The 2,460-nt window shown below is 75.2% G+C and carries 2 protein-coding genes; both read right to left on the bottom strand.

The window, feature by feature from the left end; genetic code table 11:
• Nucleotides 1-722: protoporphyrinogen oxidase (hemG, locus tag AB0J52_RS36225; protein ID WP_500187426.1), on the bottom strand; the 722-nt coding region annotated here is incomplete at its 3' end.
• Between the two features lie 112 nt (nucleotides 723-834).
• Nucleotides 835-1,854 (bottom strand): uroporphyrinogen decarboxylase, encoded by a 1,020-nt coding sequence (hemE, locus tag AB0J52_RS36220; protein ID WP_500187427.1) that lies wholly within the window; start codon nucleotides 1,852-1,854, stop codon nucleotides 835-837.
• Nucleotides 1,855-2,460 lie beyond the last annotated feature (606 nt).

Here is a 2,460-nt window from a genome sequence, read left to right as displayed (position 1 = left end):
TCGCCGCCCGCGGCCGTCACCGCGTCCGCGATGTTCCCGGGGAGGCTGCCCAGGCCGTCCGGCAGGGTCGCGAAGACCGGGCCGGGGTCGGCGGGCGCCTTCGCGCGGACGCCCCGGACGGCGGTGATCAGCGACCGGTGGCCGCGCGCGGCGGCGGCGACGGCGGGCAGGGTCGACTCGAACGACAGGCGGTCGGCGCGGCCGGCGTAGACGCCGCCGAGCAGCGGCTCGACCAGCCGGTCCACGACCTCGCGGCCCATCCGCGCGCCGATGAAGTCGGCGACCGACACGTCGTCCCCGCGCGGCGTCTCCGGCAGGACGAGGTCCAGCGGGACGCGGGCGAGGCCGGCGGGCGACAGCACCTGCGAGGCGGCGAGCGCGCGCAGGTCGGACGGCACGCCCATGACCTGCCCGGCCGGCAGCGGACGCAGCGCCCCGTGGCTCAGGATCGAGGCCGAGGTGGTGCCGGGATGCACCAGGTCGTCGCCGCGGCCGAGCTCGCGGACCAGGTCCACCGCCTCGGGGCGGCGGGCGAGGATCGCCTCGGCGCCCTCGTCCACCGGCAGGCCCGCGATCTCGGAGACCCGGAGCTTGCCGCCGACCTTGGGTGAGCCTTCCAGGAGGGTGACCCTGACGCCGCCGCCGACCAGCCGCAACGCGGTGACCAGACCCGCGACGCCGCCACCGACGACCGCCACATGCGGGGTGGGTTTGGCGCTCATGCCTCCACCTTCCCAGATACCCCCTGGAAACCGCTCAACGGGTCGCCATCTCGCAATATGAGATGCCTCGCAGGGACGCGGAGGGCCGCCGGGGGACGCCGGGCGGACGCCGCTAACCCTCCCGGCGCTGCGCGGCGGAGTACTCGTGGACGAACTCGGCGAGCCGGGCCAGGACGTCCGGGTCGGTCGTCGGCTGGACGCCGTGGCCCAGGTTGAACACGTGCCCCTCGGCGGCGCGGCCGCGGTCGAGGACGTCCTTGGCGCGCCGCTCGACGGTCTCCCACGGCGCGTACAGCAGCGCCGGGTCGAGGTTTCCCTGGAGCGCCTTGCCCGCCGGGACGCGCCGGGCCGCCTCGTCCAGCGGGACGCGCCAGTCGACGCCCACGACGTCCGCGCCGGCCTCGCCCATCAGGCCGAGCAGCTCGCCCGTCCCGACGCCGAAGTGGATGCGGGGGACGCCGAGCGCCTCGACCTCGCGGAAGATCCGGCCGCTGTGCGGGAGGACCGACTCGCGGTAGTCCTCCGGCGCGACCGCGCCGACCCACGAGTCGAACAGCTGGACCGCGCTCGCCCCGGCCTCGACCTGCACCTTCAGGTAGGCGATGGTCAGGTCGGCGAGCCGCTCCATGAGCCGGTGCCACAGCTCGGGCTGGCCGTACATCACGGCCTTGGTGCGGTCGTGGTTCTTCGACGGCCCGCCCTCGATCAGGTAGGACGCCAGGGTGAACGGGGCGCCCGCGAACCCGATCAGCGGGGTGCTCCCGAGCTCGCCCACCAGGCCGCGGACGGCCTCGGAGACGTACGGCACGTCGTCCGGCGTCAGCTCGCGGATCCTCTCGACGCCCGCCGCGTCCCGGATCGGATCGGCGATGACCGGGCCGACGCCCGGCTTGATGTCCAGGTCCACGCCGATCGCCTTCAGCGGCACCATGATGTCGCTGAAGAAGATCGCCGCGTCGATCGCGTACCGGCGCACCGGCTGCAGGGTGATCTCGACGATCATGTCCGGCCGGGTGCACGCCTCCAGCATCGGCACGCCCTCGCGGACCCGCAGGTACTCGGGCAGCGACCGGCCCGCCTGCCGCATGAACCAGACGGGCGTGTGCGGCGTCGGCTCGCGCCGGCACGCCAGCAGGAAGGGGCTCTCGGCGAGCCCGGAGGCGGACCGCGCGTCGGCGTTCGGACGGACGGCAGCGTTCGGTTGGACAGCGTTCTCAGCCACCGACCGATCGTCCCACGGTCCCCCGCCGTCCCGTGCGCGGGGTCACCCACCGTGTCGGGCGGCGCGCGGCGGCGCCGTCGCGCGGGCGTGCGGCCCGGGCGGACCCGAGCATCGCCCCGGACGGTGCACACTGACAGCCGCGCCGGACGAGTCGGGACGGCGTGTCAAGCCGTGCGCGGGCGACCGGAAGGCCGCCGCGGCCGGGCGTCCAGGGGCGCGCGGACGCCGCGGACGGTGCCGGGGACGCGCCGAAAGGTGCGCTGTGTCCCCGGGCGGACACGGAACGTTCCGGCCGGGCATGAAGTTCCGGACACGCCGAGCGAAGTCCCGCATTCTGTCACCGGCACGTGCGAGCGTGATGCGTGTCATAGCCGAGGAGGTCCCCCGTGTACTGCTCCACCTGCGGCGACGAACGCCGGTTCGAGCGGACGCCGTGCCTCGACGGGCACGGAGCCGACTGCCCCGAGCGCGCCTGCGTCGACTGCGGCGCCGCCGTGTTCGTCGGGCCGGACGCCA

The sequence above is a fragment of the Spirillospora sp. NPDC049652 genome, from assembly GCF_040675125.1.
Taxonomy (GTDB): domain Bacteria; phylum Actinomycetota; class Actinomycetes; order Streptosporangiales; family Streptosporangiaceae; genus Spirillospora.
The sequence above is the reverse complement of the archived record's forward strand: the minus strand, read 5'-3'. Positions and strand labels throughout refer to the sequence as shown.